Annotated in this window: 13 protein-coding genes, 1 tRNA gene and 1 other RNA gene; 10 read left to right on the top strand and 5 right to left on the bottom strand. The window is 66.0% G+C overall.

The features are described 5' to 3' along the window. Nucleotides 1-107 precede the first annotated feature (107 nt). Nucleotides 108-977, bottom strand: a complete 870-nt coding sequence (locus tag E3T43_RS04415; RefSeq protein ID WP_134471492.1) for a hypothetical protein — start codon at nucleotides 975-977, stop codon at nucleotides 108-110. A 432-nt stretch (nucleotides 978-1,409) separates the two neighbouring features. Then, nucleotides 1,410-1,497 (bottom strand) — tRNA-Ser (locus E3T43_RS04410). A gap of 107 nt (nucleotides 1,498-1,604) precedes the next feature. Here E3T43_RS04410 and ffs point away from each other — a divergent pair. The 10 genes from ffs (at nucleotide 1,605) to E3T43_RS04360 (ending at nucleotide 17,162) form a co-directional block, all read left to right on the top strand. Next, nucleotides 1,605-1,701: signal recognition particle sRNA small type (ffs, locus tag E3T43_RS04405), an RNA gene on the top strand. Between the two features lie 234 nt (nucleotides 1,702-1,935). Beyond that, nucleotides 1,936-4,386: a phosphoketolase gene (locus tag E3T43_RS04400; RefSeq protein WP_241978824.1), complete on the top strand. Its 2,451-nt coding sequence runs from the start codon at nucleotides 1,936-1,938 to the stop codon at nucleotides 4,384-4,386. Between the two features lie 222 nt (nucleotides 4,387-4,608). Further along, nucleotides 4,609-6,825, top strand: coding sequence for a phosphate acetyltransferase (gene pta, locus E3T43_RS04395; RefSeq protein WP_134442951.1), 2,217 nt, complete (start codon nucleotides 4,609-4,611; stop codon nucleotides 6,823-6,825). Then, nucleotides 6,822-8,027 (top strand): acetate/propionate family kinase, encoded by a 1,206-nt coding sequence (locus tag E3T43_RS04390; protein ID WP_134471490.1) that lies wholly within the window; start codon nucleotides 6,822-6,824, stop codon nucleotides 8,025-8,027. Before pta ends, E3T43_RS04390 begins: the two co-directional genes overlap by 4 nt. A gap of 253 nt (nucleotides 8,028-8,280) precedes the next feature. After that, the gene (locus tag E3T43_RS04385) at nucleotides 8,281-11,244 is read left to right on the top strand and encodes a DNA polymerase III subunit gamma and tau (protein ID WP_370449874.1); all 2,964 of its coding nucleotides are present in this window, start codon (nucleotides 8,281-8,283) and stop codon (nucleotides 11,242-11,244) included. Nucleotides 11,245-11,247: 3 nt separating this feature from the next. After that, a complete protein-coding gene (gene recR / locus E3T43_RS04380) occupies nucleotides 11,248-11,847 on the top strand; it encodes a recombination mediator RecR (RefSeq protein WP_134442948.1) in 600 nt (199 codons plus the stop codon). 486 nt (nucleotides 11,848-12,333) lie between these two features. Next, the gene (locus tag E3T43_RS04375) at nucleotides 12,334-13,611 is read left to right on the top strand and encodes an aspartate kinase (protein WP_134442947.1); all 1,278 of its coding nucleotides are present in this window, start codon (nucleotides 12,334-12,336) and stop codon (nucleotides 13,609-13,611) included. 332 nt (nucleotides 13,612-13,943) lie between these two features. Next, nucleotides 13,944-15,020, top strand: coding sequence for an aspartate-semialdehyde dehydrogenase (locus tag E3T43_RS04370; protein ID WP_134442946.1), 1,077 nt, complete (start codon nucleotides 13,944-13,946; stop codon nucleotides 15,018-15,020). A 205-nt stretch (nucleotides 15,021-15,225) separates the two neighbouring features. Continuing rightward, nucleotides 15,226-15,687: a hypothetical protein gene (locus E3T43_RS04365; protein ID WP_134442945.1), complete on the top strand. Its 462-nt coding sequence runs from the start codon at nucleotides 15,226-15,228 to the stop codon at nucleotides 15,685-15,687. Next, nucleotides 15,684-17,162, top strand: a complete 1,479-nt coding sequence (locus E3T43_RS04360; RefSeq protein ID WP_134442944.1) for a malate:quinone oxidoreductase — start codon at nucleotides 15,684-15,686, stop codon at nucleotides 17,160-17,162. Before E3T43_RS04365 ends, E3T43_RS04360 begins: the two co-directional genes overlap by 4 nt. 722 nt (nucleotides 17,163-17,884) lie before the next feature. Here the strand turns inward: E3T43_RS04360 and E3T43_RS04355 are convergent. The 3 genes from E3T43_RS04355 to E3T43_RS04345 all read right to left on the bottom strand — a co-directional run bounded on the left by E3T43_RS04355 (nucleotide 17,885) and on the right by E3T43_RS04345 (nucleotide 19,963). After that, nucleotides 17,885-18,166: a hypothetical protein gene (locus E3T43_RS04355; RefSeq protein ID WP_134442942.1), complete on the bottom strand. Its 282-nt coding sequence runs from the start codon at nucleotides 18,164-18,166 to the stop codon at nucleotides 17,885-17,887. Between the two features lie 16 nt (nucleotides 18,167-18,182). Next, nucleotides 18,183-18,644, bottom strand: coding sequence for a hypothetical protein (locus E3T43_RS04350; protein ID WP_134471488.1), 462 nt, complete (start codon nucleotides 18,642-18,644; stop codon nucleotides 18,183-18,185). Between the two features lie 89 nt (nucleotides 18,645-18,733). Beyond that, nucleotides 18,734-19,963, bottom strand: a complete 1,230-nt coding sequence (locus tag E3T43_RS04345; RefSeq protein WP_134471487.1) for a DNA topoisomerase IB — start codon at nucleotides 19,961-19,963, stop codon at nucleotides 18,734-18,736. Nucleotides 19,964-19,989 lie beyond the last annotated feature (26 nt).

Here is a 19,989-nt window from a genome sequence, read left to right as displayed (position 1 = left end):
TCTGCCCGACCCGTGGAAGATATTGCAGGTCGCGTCTGCCGGCAAATTCCTGCCGGCCTATGCCAGGCAGTTATCAGGCCTGTAGGCCGCGGACCGCAATCGCTGGGTCAGAGCCCGGCTCTGGCCTTGTAGTCGATTTCATAGTTGGACCGGTTGCCGACCAGCAGCCGCGTCTCAGTCGAATAGGCGTAGGTGAACGTTCCGTCGAGAAAAATGTTGTTCTCGCCCGTGCCGTCGAATAGTTCCGGATGCTCGGCCTGCACCGATTTTTTGGTCTTCTCAGGTGAATAGCGAAGTTGAAAGGCGACGGTATCGGCATCAATGGCCCGGTATGAAGCCTTGGCGTTCAAGGTCACGATCACCTGGTTTGCAGTGCCCCTCGACAAGGGACCCGCGTAGACGCTCGTGACCGTGATGGAGCTTTGCACGAGGCGAGGGCCGCCATCCCGAATCAACGCGGGGGTATACCCGTTGACCACGACGGCGTTCGAATAGAGACCACCCTCCGCGGTGTACGGGTCGGACCATCCCGGGTCAAATAACGTTAGATTCTGCTCCACCCAGGCTTGACCGGCCGTGTCATTTCCGACAGTTCCGTCGGTATTGGTATCGAGGGCAGAAGAATCCAGGCCCTCGCTTCCGAGAAATTCGACGGCGGATCTCTGAAATGCGAGAGCGTCGTCGTCGCTGATCGCATACTGCGTCAGCGAAGCCCTGTCATATTTGCTGACGTCCTCCTTTATTGCGTCAGCATTCGGGTTGATGACGGTTCGGCAGTACGTACCCAGGTCGTCGGTGACGGTGCTATCGGCAACAGAATCACCGTAGCTATCGCTGGCTGGATTGCAGAGTTCGGCGCTTGCATCCGCCGTTTGGGTCGGTTGCGCGACCTTCTCGTTCTCAACGGCGCCTGCACAACCGGCCAGGCCGAGAACCAGCACACCGGGCAAGCTCGCGACAAGGAAGACGTGGCTCAACTTCGCTAGGCGGGGCGTGGTCGACCGTTGGCGCAGTGCGCGACCGTTGACGTTCGAAATAGTATCTTCGATTCGGTTCTGCACCGGATTTACCCCCATATGGCGCTGCTTCCTGCAGCCAACTGTTGACCAAACCTAACCCGAAATACCCAACGCACGGTACCGGTGAGTCGTGGCTCCAGCAGGGTCACGAAGGAGCGACAGGCGGCTCGTCGCGCTCGGCAGAGATGAAGCGGATTTCCCGGCAGCGGATCGCCGCGGTGCCCGCCGTGCTCGGCCTGCCCGCTCTGGCGGAGAATGGGGGGGATTCGAACCCCGCGAGTGGGGTTTGTGCGTCACCCAACACGCTGTACTGCAAGTCTGGCGGAGAATGGGGGATTCGAACCCCGCGAGTGGGGTTTGTGCGTCACCCAACGCGCTGCACTACATGTCTGGCGGAGAATGGGGGATTCGAACCCCCGAGGGCTTTCACCCAACACGCTTTCCAAGCGTGCGCCATAGGCCACTAGGCGAATTCTCCTGGCCGCCGTTCAATAAAGCAACGGCACCACAGAATCTTACCTGTTTCCAGCGGATGCTGCCGCCACCCTCGGTTGGTGCAGTCTCGTCGCGTGCCCTAAACTGAGGGTCGGCTCCTCGCGTGGCGCCACCCAGGCCAATTCCCCCAGGACGGAAACGTAGCAAGGGTAACCGGGCTCTGGCGGGTGCGCGAGGAGTCTTTTTCATACCCAACGCGCAAGGGTACCCGGGGCTGTGCCCCTGTACCGAGGTGCGCGAGGAGTCCTTTTTGGCCCCACCAGCATCCGCTTTCGCGTAATGAGCGTGAAATCCGCGTGAACGCTCGCGGGTCGGGACCTTTGGCCCTGCGCTGCGCAGCCACGGCTCAATAGGATTAAAGCAGCGCGGCTATGTCGCCGCACCACACTGCGGAGGACCAATGAGCCACGATTCCGGCACCATGCCCTGGCCCACACGCGCGCCGAAACCGCTCAGTGCAGCGGCGCTGGCTAGCATCGACGCCTGGTGGCGGGCCGCGAACTACCTCGCCGTCGGCCAGATCTACCTGCTCGGCAACGCCCTGCTCACCGAGCCGCTCACCCGCGATCACGTGAAGCCGCGCCTGCTCGGCCACTGGGGCACCACGCCCGGCCTCAACTTTCTCTACGCACACCTGAACCGCGCGATCGCCGAACGCAGCCAGAGCACCATCTACATCACCGGCCCCGGCCACGGCGGCCCCGGCATGGTCGCCAACGCCTACCTCGACGGCACCTACACCGAGGTCTACGCCGACATCGAGCAGAACGCTCAGGGCGTGCAGAAACTGTTTCGCCAGTTCTCCTTCCCCGGCGGCATCCCCAGCCACGCCTCGCCCGAGCTGCCCGGATCCATCCACGAGGGCGGCGAACTCGGCTACGCCCTGAGCCACGCCTACGGTGCCGCGTTCGACAATCCGAACCTGCTCGTGGCCGCGGTGGTCGGGGACGGCGAGGCCGAAACCGGCCCGCTCGCCACCAGCTGGCACTCCAACAAATTCATCGACCCGCTGCAGGACGGCGTCGTGCTGCCCATTTTGCACCTCAACGGGTACAAAATCGCCAACCCCACCGTGCTCGCCCGCATCCCCGAAGACGAGCTGCAGGACCTCATGCGCGGCTACGGTCACACTCCTTATCTGGTGAGCGGCGGCTTTGACGGTGAAGATCCGATGCTCGTGCACGCTCGCATGGCCGAGACTCTTGATGACGTGCTCAACCAGATCGCCGAGATCAAGGCCGCAGCCGCCCAGGCCGCCACCAACAACGAGGATTTCGCCCGCCCGCGCTGGCCCATGATCATCCTCCGCACCCCCAAGGGCTGGACCTGCCCCGCCCGTATCGACGGCGTTCAGGTTGAGAACACCTGGCGCGCCCACCAAGTTCCGCTGGCAAACGCCCGCGACACCCCGGCGCACACTGCCCTTTTAGAAAAGTGGATGCTCTCCTACCGCCCCGCAGACCTGTTCGACCAAGATGGTGCTCCCGTGAAACAGATCACTGACCTCGCCCCACAAGGCGACCTGCGCATGAGCGCCAACCCGATCGCCAACGGCGGAGTGCTGCGCCGCGACCTGCACCTGCCCGACTTCCGTGATTTCGCCGTGGACGTGCCCGAGCCGGGTGCAACGCGGAATGAGGCGACGCGCGTGCTGGGCGGCTACCTGGCCGAGGTCATCCGCTTGAACCCGGATAACTTTCGCATCTTCGGACCCGACGAAACCGCCTCGAACCGGCTCGCCCCGCCGGTCTACGAGGTCACCGACAAGCAGTGGAACGCCGAGATCCGACCCGGCGACACCAACCTCGCCCGGGCCGGCCGCGTGATGGAGATGCTGAGCGAACACCAGTGCCAGGGCTGGCTCGAGGGCTACCTGCTCACCGGGCGGCACGGGCTGTTCAACTGCTACGAGGCGTTCATTCACATTGTGGATTCCATGTTCAACCAGCACGCCAAGTGGCTCAAGGTGACGGCCGATATCCCGTGGCGGGCGCCGATCGCGAGCCTCAACTACCTGCTCAGCTCGCACGTCTGGCGGCAGGATCACAACGGGTTCAGCCACCAGGACCCCGGTTTCATCGACCACGTCGTCAACAAGAGCGCCGACGTGGTGCGGGTCTACCTGCCCTTCGACGCCAACACCCTGCTCAGCACCTACGATCACTGCCTGCGCAGCGTCAATTATGTGAACGTCGTCGTGGCGGGCAAGCAGCCGGCGCCGAACCTGCTCACCATGGACGAGGCAGTTGCGCACTGCACCCGAGGCCTTGGCATCTTCGACTGGGCTGGCACCGAACTTGCCGGTCAGGAGCCGGATGTCGTGCTCGCCGCCGCCGGTGACGTGCCGACGCTCGAGGTGCTCGCCGCCGCCGAGATTCTGCGCGAGAACCTGCCCGAGCTCAAGGTGCGGGTCGTGAACGTCGTCGACCTCATGCGGCTGCAGTCGGCGGAGGACCATCCGCACGGCCTGAGCGACAGCGCCTTCGACGCCGTCTTCACACCCGACAAGCCGATCATTTTCGCCTATCACGGGTATCCGTGGCTGATCCATCGGCTCACCTACAAGCGTCACGGCCACGACAACCTGCACGCCCGCGGCTACAAAGAGATCGGCACCACGACGACCCCGTTCGACATGGTCATGCTCAACGACGTCGATCGATATCACCTCGTCATGGACGTCATCGACCGCACCCCCGGCCTCGCCGCCCGCGCCGGCCTGCTCCGGCAGCGGATGCAGGACGCCCGCCTGGCCGCGCGCCAATACACCCGAGACCACGGCGAAGACGTTCCCGCCATCACCGACTGGTCCTGGTCTTCCCAAGCGGATGCCGCTCCCCGCGCCGCCTCGACCGGCAGCGACAATGTCTAACCCAGCACTGCTCCGGCCCCCACCCGCGCGCGGGACGCCGCCTGTCGTTGGTCGAGCTTGACGACCGCCATCGCCCCGCGCTGGCCGTCTGCGGAACCCCGCCATCCGCGCAGGCTAACTCAACCGCCATCGACCCACCCAAACTCGGTATAGCGTGGGTCACGACTTACCTCTATGATCCCGCCGACGCACTCCCACTCCGAATAAGCTTGAATGGACACCGTGGCTCGAAGCATCTATATCACCAGCGCAGAAGGCAATACCGGCAAGTCGACGATCGCCCTCGGCGTGCTCGACACACTCACCCACCTCGTGGAGCGGGTCGGTGTGTTCCGCCCGGTCGCCCGCACTGCGACCGAGCCCGACTACGTCGTCGAGCTTCTCCTCCGGCACCTGCAGGCGAACGCCGGCCCCGGCGCTGCCGCCGGACAAACCTACGAGCAGAGCATCGGTGTCAGTTACGACGACGTCAACACCGATCCAGACGCCGCCCTGGCCCGCATCGTTGCGCGGTACAAAGCGGTCGAGGCCAACTGCGACACGGTCGTCGTCATCGGCAGTGATTACACCGACGTCGGCAGCCCCACTGAACTCGCCTTCAACGCGCGCATCGCGGCCAATCTCGGCGCCCCCGTGCTGCTCGTGCTCGGTGGCCGAGTCGGCCCGGGCGAGGGCGAACGCCTCGGTCAGAGCGACGCCCGCTCGTCCGTGGACATCGCCCAGCAGACCGACGTGGCGCTGGCGGAATTGCGCGACGAACACGCATCCGTATTGGCGATCATCATCAATCGGGCCGACGAGAACGCGTTGCCGGCCATCATTGACGCGGTGCGGGCCACCACCAATGCCCAGCCCGCCCGGTCCGGCGGCGCTTTCGGCGTGCCGATCTGGGCCATCCCCGAAGACCCGTACCTCGTCGCACCGAGCATGCAGAGCATTATGGAGGCCACCGAGGGCACCCTGATCAAGGGCGACCCTGCCCTGCTGGCCCGTGAGGCGCTCGGCGTCGTCGTGGCAGCAATGTCGATGGTCAACGTGCTGCCGCGCCTGATCCAGGGCGCCGTCGTCGTTGTGCCGGGCGACCGCGAAGACGTGCTGCTGGCCGTGCTGCTGGCCAACGCCTCCGCAACCTTCCCGTCGATCGCCGGCATCGTTCTCAATGGCGGCTTCGAGCTGCCCGAGGCGATCCAACGGTTGATGGAAGGCCTCGCCCCCTCGCTTCCGATCATCAGAACCTCACTCGGCTCGTACGACACGACCATGCGCATCACGCGCGCCCGTGGACGCCTCGCCGCCGACTCCCAGCGCAAGCACGACACCGCGCTGGCGTTGTTCGAGACTCACGTCGACGCATCCGCTTTGCTGGACCGGCTCGATGTGAGCCGCGCGGAGGTCGTCACGCCGCTCATGTTCGAGTACGCGCTGCTCGAACGCGCGCGCCAGAACCGTCAGCACATCGTGCTGCCCGAGGGTGAGGATGACCGCGTGCTGCGCGCCGCCGCGACCCTGCTGGCCCGCGACGTGGTCGAGCTGACCATCCTCGGTGAGGAATTCGAGGTGCGATCTCGCGCGATCGGCCTCGGCCTAGACATTTCCAAGGCCCACGTCGTGAGCCCGTACGACGATCTGCTGCGAATCAAGTTCGCCCACGAATATATGCAGTTGCGAGCACATAAGGGAATTTCGCTCGACCAGGCCAATGAAACCGTCACCGATGTGAGCTATTTCGGCACGATGATGGTGCAGCTGGGCCTCGCCGACGGCATGGTGTCTGGCGCGACGCACACCACCGCGCACACCATTCGGCCGAGCTTCGAGATCATCAAGACCCAGGCCGGCGTCGGCGTGGTGTCGAGCGTGTTCCTCATGGCGCTCGCCGACCGCGTGCTGGTCTACGGCGACTGCGCCGTCATTCCGGTGCCGACGGCCGAGCAGCTAGCCGATATCGCCATCTCGGCCGCGGCGACGGCCGTGCAGTTCGGCATCGAGCCGCGCATCGCGATGCTGTCCTACTCCACCGGAACCTCCGGCGAGGGCGCCGACGTCGAAAAGGTACGCTCCGCGACCGCCCTCGTGCGTGAGCGCCGACCCGATCTGCTGGTCGAGGGTCCGATTCAATACGATGCAGCAGCGGATGCCGCGGTCGCGGCCACCAAGATGCCCGGTTCCAGCGTGGCTGGCCGCGCCACGGTGTTCATCTTTCCGGATCTCAACACCGGCAACAACACCTACAAGGCGGTGCAGCGCAGCGCGGGAGCCGTCGCGATCGGACCGGTGCTGCAGGGTCTGCGCAAGGCGATCAACGACCTGTCGCGCGGAGCCCTCGTGCAGGACATCGTGAACACCGTGGCGATCACCGCAATTCAGGCGGCCGGACTCACGGATGCCGCGGCCCTGGCTGCGGCAGTGGATGCGACGCCGGCTGGAGCCATTCGATGACCGCGGTTCTGGTCGTCAACTCGGGGTCGAGCTCCTTCAAATACCAGCTGATCGAGATGGACACCGAGACCACCCTCGCGAGTGGACTGGTCGAGCGTATCGGCGAGCTCATGGGGCACTCGTCGCATTCGGTGAGCGGTGTGGGTGGCGCCGAGAGCGCCAAGACCTGGCGTGAACTGCCCATTCCCGACCACACGGCCGGGTTCGCCGTCATGCTCGAGGCCTTCCACGCGCATGGCCCCTCGCTCGCCACCCATGCGCCGGTCGCGGTCGGCCACCGGGTTGTTCACGGCGGGGCTCGTTTTCACGAGCCGACCCTCGTCACACCGCAGGTGGAACGCGACATCGACGAGCTCTCCGGGCTCGCGCCGCTGCACAACCCGGGCGCGCTGCAGGGCATCGTGGCCGCTGAGATTGCCTTTCCCTCGGTGTCGCACGTGGCCATCTTCGACACGGCCTTTCACCAGACCCTCCCGCCCGAGGCGTTCACCTACGCGATCAACGTGGACCTGGCCGAGCGGTTCCGCATCCGCCGCTACGGGTTTCACGGTACGAGCCACAGCTTCGTCTCGCGGGCCGCCGCGGAATTCGTCGACCGTCCACTGGCCGACCTGAACCAGATTGTGCTGCACCTCGGCAACGGCGCATCGGTGTGTGCGGTGCGCGGCGGCCGATCGGTGGAGACGAGCATGGGCATGACCCCGCTCGAGGGACTCGTCATGGGCACCCGCTCGGGTGACATCGACCCGGGCGTGCTGTTCCACCTGCACCGCCGGGCCGGTCTCGACATGGACGAGCTCGACACCCTGCTGAACCGCGGCAGCGGGCTGCTCGGCCTCACCGGTCGCGGCGATATGCGCGACGTGATCGTAGCGGCGGAGTCCGGCGACGGTCCGTCCCAGCTCGCCATCGACGTCTACGTGCACCGGCTCAAGCACTATGTCGGCGCCTACTTCGCCCAGCTGGGGCGGGTCGACGTGATCACGTTCACGGCGGGAGTCGGCGAGAACGACCCGATGCTGCGAGCGCGCGCGGTCGGTGAACTCGAGGCGTTTGGAATCCGGATCGACCCGGAGCGCAATGCCGCTGCGAATCGAGGTGCGCGGCGCATCTCGGCCGACGACTCTGCGGTCACAGTGCTCGTCATCCCCACCAATGAGGAGCTGGAGATAGCCCGCCAGACCCTCGCCACGGTGCACTAGCTGCACTGAGTCAGGTCACGATCAGCAGAAAGCAGAGTAATATCACTGCGCTCAGGCTGATTTGACGCTGAACTGGACCTTAGCGCGCGATCTTCGCACTGAAGTATGCCCGGTCGCGCACGTCATCCGTGGGTTCGGGGGTCTTGACCTTCAGGCTGACGCCTGCGCGCGGCGGAGTGTCGGTTGCGGCAAGTACCATTAGAGCGTGGTTACCGCCCTGTATCGCCGCTATCGGCCAGAGACCTTTGCCGAGATGATCGGCCAGTCCCAAGTGACTGATCCGCTGATGACGGCGCTCCGCACCAACCGGGTGAATCACGCCTATCTATTCAGCGGCCCGCGCGGCTGTGGCAAGACCACGAGCGCGCGCATCCTGGCCCGCTGCCTGAACTGCGCCGAGGGCCCCACCGACACTCCGTGCGGCGTCTGCCCGAGCTGCGTTGAGCTCGCCCGCGACGGTGGCGGGTCGCTCGACGTCGTCGAAATCGACGCGGCCAGCCATAACGGTGTCGACGATGCCCGCGATATTCGTGAGCGCGCTATCTTCGCGCCGGCCCGCGACCGTTACAAGATCTTCATCCTCGACGAGGCACACATGGTGACGCCGCAGGGCTTCAACGCGCTGCTGAAGATCGTCGAAGAGCCGCCGGAACACGTGAAGTTCATCTTTGCGACCACCGAACCCGAAAAGGTGATCGGCACCATCCGTTCGCGCACCCATCACTATCCGTTCCGGCTGGTGCCGCCGGGTCCGATGCTCGAATACGTGCAGCAGATGTGTGACGTCGAGAAGATGGTCGTCGCTCCGGGCGTGCTGCCGCTGGTCGTGCGCGCCGGCGGAGGCTCGCCGCGCGACACCCTGTCACTGCTCGACCAGCTCATGGCCGGGGCCGACGGTCAGTCCATTGAGTACGAGCGCGCCGTCGCCCTGCTCGGATACACGAGCGCCTCGCTGCTCGACGAAGCCGTCGACGCCATCGGAGCCCGCGATTCCGCGGCCGCGTTCGACGCCGTCGACCGGGTCATCCAGACCGGGCAAGATCCGCGCCGGTTCGTCGAAGACCTTCTCGAGCGGATGCGAGACCTCATCATCGTCGCGGCCACCAGCGTCGCGGGAGCTGCAGCGGTGCTGCGCGGGGTGCCGCAAGACGAGCTGGAGCGCATGAGCGTGCAGGCATCCGCTTTCGGGCCAGCCGAACTCTCGCGCACCGCCGATATTTTGAACGCCGCCCTCACCGAGATGAGCGGGGCAACCTCGCCGCGCCTGCACCTCGAACTGATGATCGCGCGCGCCCTGATTCCCGCGACCGATGACACGACCCGCGGCGCCCTCGCCCGGGTCGAGCGGCTCGAGCGTCGCATCGGGGTCGACGGGGTCGCTGCGTCGGCGCCCGCGCCCCGGTCGGCCAGTGGCGATCTCGGTAAGCTCGATCAGCGGGTGGGGGCCCCGGTCGCGCCCGCGGCGCCTCCTGCTCCGCTGGTCCAGCCTGTTGAAACCGCCATCCCGGGAACTCAGGGCGCCTCCGCGGCATCACCTTCCTCCGCGGGTCCCGCGTCATCTTCCGGTTCCGCCCCTTCCGCGGGCGCAGCACCTTCTTCGAGCTCTACGCCGGGCTCCTCGCCTGCCGCTTCCGGCGCGCCAGTAACCTCCGCGGCCTCACCCTCTCCGCTGGTCGAAATCTCGACAGGCTCGATCCAAGGCCTGCCCAACGAGACCGCCATCCCGGGGGCGCAGACTGCCCGCCCGGCCGTTGTTCCGGGGGCGCCGGTCTCCCTGCAGCAGTTGAAAGACGCCTGGCCCGAAATTCTCGAGGCCGTGAAAACGGAAAAAACGACCGCGTGGCTCGTCGTCTACACCGCGCACGTGCTCAGCCTGAACGGTGACGTACTCGCGCTGTCGTTCCCGAGCGTTGCCGACGTTGACAGCTTCAAGCAGCAGAAGGTTCCAGGAATGGGAACGAGCGACTTCCTCCGCACCGCGATCGTCGCCGTGCTCGGCTTGCGCGTCAAGTTCATCGCCCGGGTCGATGCCGGCCGTGAAACGTCCTCGCCGAGCGCATCGTCCGGCGACTCGACGACCGTCGCCGCGGAGCCTGCGCCAGCGGTTCCCGCACCGAAACCGCCGGCAACTTCTGTGCCGACAACTTCCGTGCCGGCAGCTTCTGTGCCGGCAGCTCTCGGAGCCGACTCTGTGTCGAGCGCATCACCTGGGTCGACTGAAAACGCGGCCGACACAGCAGAATCCGCGCTCACCGATCCAGCCTCGACCGAGGCCGCGCAAGTCCGGTCGCCTGCTTCCGCGCCTGCGACCTCCGCGCCCTCTGCGTCTGCGTCCGGGGCTCCCGGGCCGGCTACTCCCACCGCTGCGCTCGCTGCGCGTGCTACTGCGGCTACTGCGGCACCCGCGGCGGCGCCAGCTTCCACACCAGCAGGTGCCTCGGCCGTCGCCGCCTCGACCAGTGGGTGGGCCACCGTGGCGATTCCCGGCTCGCCCAACGGCCCGGCATTGCCTGCCGTCGTCGACGACACAACGGATGCCCCGGCCCCCGCCAGTCCCGCGGCTCCGATATCAGACGTACCCGACGCGGCTTCGGTCTCGGCTTCCTCGTCGTCGTCAACTCCAGTCTCAGCGCCGTCTTCGCTCGCCGACTCCGCGTCCCCGCGCCGGGACGAGCCGCCATTTGACGATGCGCCCCCGCCATTTGGCGACGACGACGCGCCGCCCGAAATGGACGCGCCCGCGGAGGAACGCGTGCCCGACTACGGGGCCGACGCCGAGGCATCCGCTTCGCAGCTGACCTCGGGGCAGCCAAGCAGTGCAGGGCAGCAGGATTCGCGTCGCTCAGGCCAGCAGAACGCGGCCCACGCTCCCGGCCAGCAGCCTTCCGGCCAGCAGGGCCAGCAAATCCCCGGCCAGCCGAACGACCAGCGCAACGCTGGCCAGCCGAGCGATCAGCAAATCCCCGGCCAGCCGAACGACCAGCGCAACGCTGGCCAGCCGAGCGATCAGCAAAACCGCGGCCAGCAGTCTGCGCCGGCGCAGCGTCAACACCCGAACGCATCCGGCCAGCGCGGAGCCGCGAAAGACCCGTCCCGCGCGCCGTCCTTCGCTGAGAAGCAGCGCTATGGTGAGGCCGTGGTGCGCGAGATCCTGGGCGCGACCTTCATCGAAGAACAGCCGTACACCGCGGCGCCCCGAACCAGAAACGACCACTAAACCATGTATGAAGGCATCGTTCAAGAGCTGATCGACGAGCTCGGCCAGCTTCCCGGCATCGGACCGAAGTCGGCGCAGCGCATCGCGTTCCACATTCTGCAGACCGAGAAATTCGACGTGACCCGGCTCGCCAACGTGCTGCTCGAGGTGCGCGACAAGGTGCGGTTCTGCGACATTTGCGGCAACGTGTCCGAGCAGCCGACCTGCCTGATCTGCCGCGACCCGCGCCGCGACCCCACCTCGATCTGCGTGGTCGAAGAGGCCAAGGACGTCGTCGCGATCGAACGCACCCGCGAGTTCAAGGGCCTGTACCACGTGCTCGGCGGAGCGATCAGCCCGATCGACGGCATCGGCCCCGACGACTTGCGTATCCGCCAGCTGATGCAGCGCCTCGCCGACAACACAGTGCAGGAGGTCATTATCGCGACCGACCCGAACCTCGAGGGGGAGGCGACTGCCACCTACCTCTCGCGCCTGTTGACGACGCTCGAGATCAAGGTGACCCGTCTCGCCTCGGGCCTGCCCGTCGGCGGCGACCTCGAATACGCCGACGAGGTCACCCTCGGCCGAGCCTTCGAGGGCCGCCGCGAGGTCACCCACTAGCCACCCGCCACCCGCCGCACCTGCGGCCGCCCTTTGCGGTCTCGTAGTACTTCCCGGGCCGGGCCCGGAAACTGGGCCCATGCTTGATCATGGGCCCGGTTCCCTATCCTGGGCCCGGCGTCCGTATCCGGACCGCGGTTCCCTAACATTGGGCCCGGCGTCCGTATTCGGGCCCGTCGAGTGATTCGGTGCGGTGACGTCCCCGCGCGGTCTCGTAGTACTTCCCGGGCCCGGAAACTCGGCCCACGCTTGATCATGGGCCCGGTTCCCTATCCTGGGCCCGGCGTCCGGATGGCGCCCTCCCCCGCCCCCGCCTGCACGCGTGCACGCGCACTCCTGAGTGCCCGCCCTGCACGCGTGCCCCTGAATTCGCTGAACGCCGCCGCACAGTGTCACATGGCACCCACCCGTCAGCACCAGCATTTAGGATGGGAACTTGGACGCGGCCCGAACATCGGCCAGCGACACCCCCATCTCAGGAGTCACATGAGCTTGATCGTGCAGAAGTTCGGCGGATCGTCCGTCGCCGATGCCGAAAGTATCAAGAGGGTTGCCAAGCGCATCGTGGACACCCGCAAGGCCGGCAACGAGGTCGTCGTCGCCGTCTCGGCGATGGGAGACAGTACCGACGAGTTGCTCGACCTCGCCCATCAGGTCACGCCGTTGCCCGCCCCGCGTGAGCTCGACATGCTGCTCACCGCGGGCGAACGCATCTCCATGGCGCTGCTCGCGATGGCCATCAAGAGCCTCGGCTACGACGCCCGCTCCTTCACCGGCAGCCAGGCTGGCATGATCACCGACGCGAGCCACGGCTCGGCGCGCATCGTCGACGTCACGCCCGGACGCATCCGCGATGCCCTCGACGAGGGTGCCGTCGCGATCGTCGCCGGCTTCCAGGGCTTCAACCGCGACACCAAAGACATCACCACCCTCGGACGCGGCGGATCCGACACCACCGCCGTCGCACTGGCCGCCGCCCTCGGCGCCGACATTTGCGAGATTTACACGGATGTCGATGGCGTCTTCACCGCTGATCCCCGCGTCGTTCCCAAGGCTCGCAAACTCGAGCGCGTGACGAGCGAAGAGATGCTCGAACTCGCCGCCGCTGGAGCCAAAGTTTTGTATATTCGCGCTGTGGAATATGCTCGCCGCCATGGGGTCACGCTGCACGTGCGCTCCTCCTTCAACAACAACACCGGCACCATCGTCTACAACGCCGCGACCGCGCGAGAAAATGGAGAAATTGTGGAAGAGCCCATCATCGCCGGAATCGCCGCCGACCTGAGCGAAGCGAAGGTCACCGTCGTCGGCGTTCCCGACATTCCCGGCAAGGCCGCCCTGATCTTCAAGATCGTCGCCAAGACCAACGCCAACGTCGACATGATCGTGCAGAACGTGTCGGCCGCGTCGACCGGACTCACCGACATCTCCTTCACCCTGCCCAAGTCGGAGGGCCAGCAGGTGCTCACGGCACTGACCAACGAGCGCGACCGCATCGGATTCGCTGGCCTGCAGTACGACGACCAGATCGCCAAGCTCGCCCTGGTCGGCGGCGGCATGCGCACCAACACCGGTGTCTCAGCGAAACTGTTCGAGGCGCTTTACGAAGCCGGGATCAACATTGAGATGATCTCGACGAGCGAGATCCGCATTTCGGTCGTCACCCGCGCCGACACCATCAACGAAGCCCTCCGCGTGGTACACACCGCGTTCGGGCTCGACGGCGACGCCGAAGCCATCGTTCACGGCGGCTCCGGCCGCTAACTCCCGCACACACCTCGGCGAGCGGATGCCCCGCCTCACCACCCAGTCCAGCCCCAGCCCGTTCATAACTCCTGCAAATTGTCATCATCGACTTTGACTGCCCTGTAATTGCGCGGGACTGAACCGGCGGGCGACGAAATTGCAGGAGTTATGCGCGAAGTGGGGGGAGAACCTCGCATCAACCACCCGCACCACCTCGTCACCCCACCTTTTGGGAGTTAATTCAGGGAATCGACCCGCAGCATCCGCTCTGGGGAGAAAATATCGGCAGGATCGCCGATGTTTCCTGAATTAGCCACGGGAGACAGCCCCAACGACGTTAGGAAACACACGTGACCACCTCAGTCAGCACTTCTGGAATCAACATCGGCGTCGTCGGAGCCACCGGACAGGTGGGCGCCGTCGTGCGTCGTCTGCTGGAGGAGCGTGACTTTCCGGTGAAGAGCATCCGCTTCTTCGCGTCGGCACGCTCGGCCGGCACCACCCTCACCTTTCGGGGCGAGTCAATCACGGTCGAAGATGCCTCCGTCGCCGACCCATCCGGGCTCGACGTTGCTATCTTCTCGGCCGGTGCCACGCTCTCCAAGGCGCAGGCTCCCCGCTTTGCGGCAGCCGGCGTGCTCGTCGTTGACAATTCTTCGGGCTGGCGGATGGACCCAGACGTTCCCCTCGTCGTCAGCGAGGTCAACCCCGAAGCCATCAAGCTCGCCGTCAAGGGCATCATCGCCAACCCGAACTGCACCACCATGGCCGCCATGCCCGTGCTCAAGGTACTGCACGACGAGGCCGGGCTCAAGCGCCTGATCGTCAGCACCTACCAGGCCGTCTCCGGCAGCGGCCTGGCCGGAGCGTTCGAACTCGCCAGCCAGGTGCGCGTCGCCGCGCAAGACGAGAACCTGTTCCAGCTCGTGCACGACGGCAGCGCCGTAGCCCTGCCAGAGCCCACCATCTACGCCCGGCCCATCGCGTTCGACGTGATCCCGCTGGCCGGCGCCATCGTCGACGACGGCCAGTTTGAAACCGACGAAGAGAAGAAGCTGCGCAACGAGAGCCGCAAGATCCTCGGCCTGCCGGAGCTGCTCGTCTCCGGCACCTGTGTACGCGTGCCCGTCTTCACCGGCCACTCCCTCTCGATCAACGTCGAGTTCGCGAAGCCGATCAGCGTCGCCCGCGCCGAGGAACTGCTCAAGACCGCGCCCGGCGTTGAACTGACCGACATCCCCACCCCGCTCCAGGCAGCAGGGCAGGATGCGAGCTTCGTCGGCCGAATCCGTCAGGATGAAGGCGTAGCGGATGGCCGTGGCCTGGCCCTCTTCATCAGCAACGACAACCTGCGCAAGGGTGCGGCGCTGAACGCCGTACAGATCGCCGAGCTCATCGCTGCCGACCGCCTCGTGCCCCAAGCCTGACCCGCGAGCGCGCCGAGACGTTCCGGGCCCGGAACGGGGGCCCAGTCTAGAAACTGGGCCTAGGTTCACAGGGTGGGCCCGGCCCAATACGGCCCAGTACGGCCCAGTACGGCCCAATACCGGCGCCGCAAGCCCACACAATCACCCGCACCAATACCCCCGCTCCGGCCCTCCTCCGGGGGTAAGTTGCGTTGGCTTTGACTGAGTGAGCCGAAGAAAGATTTGGGGCGTGCTGCAGCGCGTCTCCTTCGGAGTATTCGGCATCCTGGGCCTCGTCTTTTTTCCCCTGGCCGTCGCCGGGGTACTCGAAGATCTGGGCAGCAGAATTGTGCCGGTGCGCACGGCCTCGACCTACTGGTCCCAGGTCGGCCTGCCCACACCGGGAGAAGGTCGCACCGCTATCCAAACTGCCGTCGGTACCCTGCTGGGAAGCTTCGTTTTGGCCCTCGTCGCTATCGTGCCGCGCACCATGTGGGACATGCGTCGCCGCATCAACGGGGTCGTGCTCGGCAGCAACATTCTCAGCGCCACCCGCCGACTCGATTCAGCGGCCGAAGTGGCCGAGGCCCTCTGCCATGCCACGGCCAGTGCGGTCGGTGTGGTGACCCGCACTGAGCGGAGGTCGGGTCAGGGGCATCCGCTTGCAGCGATACACTCGACAGTGTGAATTCTCAGGGAACTGTCGACGTTGTCCTCATTGGTGGCGGCATCATGAGTGCCACCCTCGGAACGCTCCTCAAGGAGCTGCAGCCCAACTGGCGCATCGAGGTGTACGAGCGCCTCGGTGAACTGGCCCAGGAGAGCTCGAACCCGTGGAACAACGCCGGCACCGGGCATGCCGGGCTGTGCGAACTCAACTACATGCCGCAGGCTGCAGACGGTTCGGTCACCGCCGACAAGGCCGTTGTGATCAACGAGCAGTTCCAGATCAGCCGGCAATTGTGGGCGCACCTCGTTTCTATTGGTGCCCTGCCGGAGCCTGAAAAGTTCATCAATTCCACGCCGCACATGACCTTCGTGCACGGCAAAGCCAACGTGGAGTACCTGCGCAAGCGGCACGCCGCACTCGTCACCGAACCGCTGTTTGCCGGCATGGAGTTCAGCGACAACGTCGAAAAGATCGGCACCTGGACCCCGCTGCTCACCCGCAAGCGTCCGGCTGGCCAGAAGATCGCCGCCACGCGCATCGCGAGCGGCACCGACGTCGACTTCGGCGCCCTCACCCGGTTCATGTTCGACAACCTCGAAAAGCAGGGGGTCAACATGCACATGAACGAGCAGGTCGTCGGCCTGGGGCACAAAGCGGATGGTTCGTGGAACCTCAAACTGCTGCGTCAGGTCGGGCAGACCCGCAGCACCATCAACGCGCGGTTCGTCTTCGTCGGCGCCGGCGGTGGCGCGCTCGCGCTGCTGCAGCAGAGCGGAATCCCTGAAATTCAGGGGTTCGGAGGCTTTCCGATCAGCGGCCAGTTTCTGCGCACGAACAACCCCAAGCTTGTCGCCCAGCACCAGGCCAAGGTGTACGGCAAGGCGGCCAAGGGTGCCCCGCCCATGTCGGTGCCGCACCTCGACACCCGCGTGGTCGATGGCGAAAAGTCGCTGCTGTTCGGCCCGTACGCCGGATTCAGCCCGAAGTTCCTGAAGACCAGCACCTGGTTCGACCTGCCGTTCTCCATTCGCCCGCACAACCTCGGGCCGATGCTCGCGGTCGCGCGTCACAACTTCGACCTGATGAAATACCTGATCGGCGAGGTGTTCGCCTCGCGCAACGCCAAGCTCAAGGCCCTGCGTGAGTTCATTCCCGCCGCAGATTCAAAGGACTGGGAGCTCATCACGGCCGGCCAGCGCGTGCAGGTCATGAAGAAGGATGCCAAGCTCGGCGGAGTGCTGCAGTTCGGCACCGAGGTCATCACCTCGTCCGACGGTTCGATCGCCGGACTGCTCGGTGCCTCGCCGGGAGCCTCGACGGCCGCGCCAATCATGGTGGACCTGCTGGCCCGCTGCTTCCCCGACCGCATCGAGGGCTGGAAGCCGCGCATCCGCCAGATGATTCCGAGCTACGGCACCCGCTTGTCCGACGACCCCGCAGCTGCCGCCGCGTCCCTCGCCGCCACCGCTGAGGTTCTGCACCTCAGCAACTAGCACCCTCGCGCGAAAGCGCAAAAAGTGCCCGATTGAACCCTTCAATCGGGCACTTTTTGCAATCTCGCGGCCTGGTAGATGGGCGTTTCGTGAGAGTCACGTAGGAGGGGGCCGTCAACCCCGTCAACCCCGTCAACCCCGTCAACCCCGTCAACCCCGTCAACCCCTTGAAAGAGTGAGTGGGGCTACCTGACGGTCCCAAAGCGGCCCGGAGGCGGCAAGTGAACCCGAACAATGGCGTTTCGGATGCGGAGAACCTGCGCGTATCGCAACTCGGCATCCTCCAGCTCACACCCACCGAATGGCTGGTTCGAGATCCCGCACTACCGGACGGCGACCCGGCCGCCCTGATGGGAATCATCGAACAAATCGGGGGTGCCTACGGAGTGACCAAGCTCGGCGTGCTCAACACGCGCTGGTTCTACTCCTCGTTCGACCGCGCCCAATCCAGCTTTCTGGTGCCGGGTGCGCCCGAGCCTCCCGCCACATTTGGGCCGACCGAGCCCGTGAGCTCACGCGTCACCGACCAGCGCGCCCGTCGCCGAGTCGGTCGCTCTGATACACCAGGCGTTTGGCCCGCAACGCGACCCGGTGCCCAACCACGAGCCTGGCCCCATATCAAGGACGGGACTGGGACTAATCACCGGCGCGGGCGCCCGGGAGACCACCCGGCCGGACACCCCTACCGGGACTCCAGCCGGGGCGTCGGCGTCGTGACGGATTTACAGGTCGTGGCCGTCGGCATCCGGGGTCGGATTTGCCTTGCGCTCCTCCTTCTTAATGGATGCCTCGGCCTGGTCGAGCAGACCGCTCACCTTGGTCTGCGCGACGGTGGCGGCGTCGCGCGCGATGCCTTCGGCCTGCGAGATGACCTTCTGGGTGCCGGGGTCGCCCCACATTTGGCGGGCCTTTGCGGCGATGCGGTCGTAGGCCTGGCGACCGGCCTTGGATCCGAGTACGAAGCCGGTCGCGGTGCCGGCGAGAAACAGAAACTTGCCCTTCATGGGGGACTCCTTGGGGTTAGGCGGTTGGTTCGGCGAGGTTGGGGGCTTCTCCATCGATATCGTGGCCGACCAGATCGGGGTTCGATGGGTTGTCGGCGTTGTCCTGGTCGTCTTCACTGTCACTGTCACTGTCACTGTCACTGTCACTGTCACTGTCACTGTCACTGTTGCTGTCGCTGTCGCTGTCGCTGTCGCTGTCGGTGTCAGGATCGGTGTCGCTGTCGGGCTCGACCGGGCTGGCTGTGGCGGCTTCTCCGGCCGTAGAGCCGTCATCGCTCGGTGCGGGGCCGTCGGGACCGGTCTCGGCGCTGGCGACCGGAACGGCCGCTACGGTGCTTTCATCAGTTGAGCCGGCATGTTCCTGCGCCGGGCCGTCGGGTCCGTCGGGTCCAACGAGCTGGTCGGGGTTTGTGGGAGTATTGGGCGGCTCAGGAATGTCCAGGGGTGGTTCTTCAACGGGGTCAGAGTCGTGGGTCACGGGCATACCTTTCTTATAGACAGCAGCCGGATCAGCTGAGCGGCACTCAAGTTATACCGCGAACGTGCGACATTCTTAAGCGTCGTTTCTCAAACATCGTCACCAAGTACGAGCGTGCGCAGTGCCGTCTCTGCCGAGACGCGGCCGGCCGGGTCTATGGTCTCGCCGGCGCGAAACAGATCCACGATGCGCGGGTCGACGTAGCTCGTGCGGGCGATCGCGGGGGTGTTGCCGAGCACCGCGGCCGCCTGCCGCATCGCTTCGGCAATGGCACGGGTGTCGGCGCGACGGTTGCGCGACGCCGCCCGCGGTTGCCGTGAAGCGGATGCTGCCGGCACGGCCCCAACGCCGGTCGCCGTCGCTGTAGTGCTGGGTTTCGTGCCGGCTCCGGCGGCGCCGTCCCTTGCCCCCTTCCCGGCGGTGCCGGATTTTGTCCCGCTCCCGGCGGTGCTGGCCTTCGCCCTGCTCCCAGCGCTGCCCGATTTTGTCCCCGCGTCGCTGCTCGCCTCATCCTCGTGCGTGGTCATGCCAGCCGCCGCCCTCAGATTCTGCGCGAGGCTCTGGGCCAGACTTTGGGCCGCAGCGGCCGTGCCCCGCAGGGTACGAAAGTCCTTCGCGCTGAACTCGCCGCCGGTGCGTTCCTTGATGAACGAGTTGATATCGGCGGCCGAGAGAGCATTCTCCTCCCCGTCGACCACCCAGGACAGTAGCGGTGCAGCCGGGCGCTCGCGCAGGCGGGCACGCAGATAGGTCGCGAGGTCAGCATCCGTTATGACGCCTTGAAATTGTTGACCACTCTTGGCGGGAAAGTCCAGCCGCACCACGTCTCCCCGCACCGACACGTGCGAACAGAGCAGGGTGGAGAGCCCGTGGCTACCGTAGTCGTCGGCATAACGCTCGCTGCCGATGCGCAGGGAAGCGAGGTCGAGCATGCGAAACGCAGCGGCGAGGGCCCGCGCGCGCGGCTCGCTGTCCCCGCGCAAATCCCGGGTCACCTGACCACGCACCCGGGGCAGGGAGGCGGCCAGCTCCAACGCGCGCTCAAACTTGAGGCGGTCCTTCTGTTCGCGCCAGGCCGGATGGTAGATGTACTGGCGGCGCCCGGCCGCATCGAGGCCGATCGCCTGGATGTGCCCGTTCGGGTGCGGCGAGATCCACACGTCGGTCCAGGCGGGCGGAATCGCTAGCTCCGTGAACCGCTGCCGCAGCTGCTTCTCGGTGACCTTCTGACCGGCCGGGTCGCGGTAGCTGAAGCCCGTGCCCGCGCGCCGCCGGGAATACCCCGGCCGGGTCGGGTCGCTGCGCCGCAGCCGGGTCACGCGGGTGCCGTCGGTGTGCGCATGCT

The sequence above is a fragment of the Cryobacterium sp. Hh7 genome (assembly GCF_004403155.1).
Classification (GTDB): domain Bacteria; phylum Actinomycetota; class Actinomycetes; order Actinomycetales; family Microbacteriaceae; genus Cryobacterium; species Cryobacterium levicorallinum.
This window is presented reverse-complemented; position numbering and strand designations above follow the sequence as displayed.